Annotated in this window: 1 protein-coding gene; it reads left to right on the top strand. The window is 47.4% G+C overall.

What is annotated here, in order from left to right; translation table 11 throughout:
* Nucleotides 1–59: 59 nt before the first annotated feature.
* Nucleotides 60–756: type VI immunity family protein (locus tag ACTHUG_RS11255; RefSeq protein ID WP_440386814.1), on the top strand; the 697-nt coding region annotated here is incomplete at its 3' end.

The raw sequence follows: 756 nt of genomic DNA, 5'->3' as shown, positions 1-756 counted from the left end.
TGCCCGACATGGTAATCTGCCGAACGAGTAAACAACAGCAACCCCATGAAAGAAAGAGCATGACAACCAAACTATATGAATCACTGCAACGGGAAGCCGATGAAATCCTGATGTATGACGAAGACTATAATATCAATGCCCGTCTGGGACTGACCATATTGATCTACTATACGGGCGGCGGTTCGGTAGCGGGACAGCGTAAGACGCTGGAAGTTTTCGAACGCTTTTATTCGCAGTACCACGGGTATTTGAAAACACACTTTTGGGACGGGATGCGCCGTTTTGCCCGTATCAATCCGAACGCATTTCAAAAAAAAATCGATAAAATGATTCAAAATGCCGAACAGGGGGAAAGCTTGCATGGCGTGCTGAACTCCGGTCCTTCCAACAGGGCGGCGGAATATGAAATCAAAACCCTATCCGCTCACCCCTTAGGCGGAGTTAATGACCTGTCCTATCTCAGGATCACCTTTCCACTGTCTTTTTTGTCCTCCTCGGAAAAACGTCGCGAGTATGAAAGCTGGATAGAATATCTGTGCAAGCACTTTGATATTTTCCACGGTTATGCCGGACTGAGCATCGTCCTGCCCTACGCCTACCATAAATATCAGTTTTACGAATACGCCGTAACCAAACGCTATTGGGGGGTAACACCCGATTCAGGTGGACATGATGACTCTCTATGGTACGAGGGCATTAAGTCCGTCAGTTGGTATACCCTTGTCGGCAAGGCGTTCCAAGATAAATTGAACAGCA

The organism is Neisseria sp. P0022.S009, from assembly GCF_051956675.1.
Lineage (GTDB): Bacteria > Pseudomonadota > Gammaproteobacteria > Burkholderiales > Neisseriaceae > Neisseria.
Note: the sequence above shows the minus strand (reverse complement) of the source record. Positions and strands in the feature narration are given on the sequence as shown.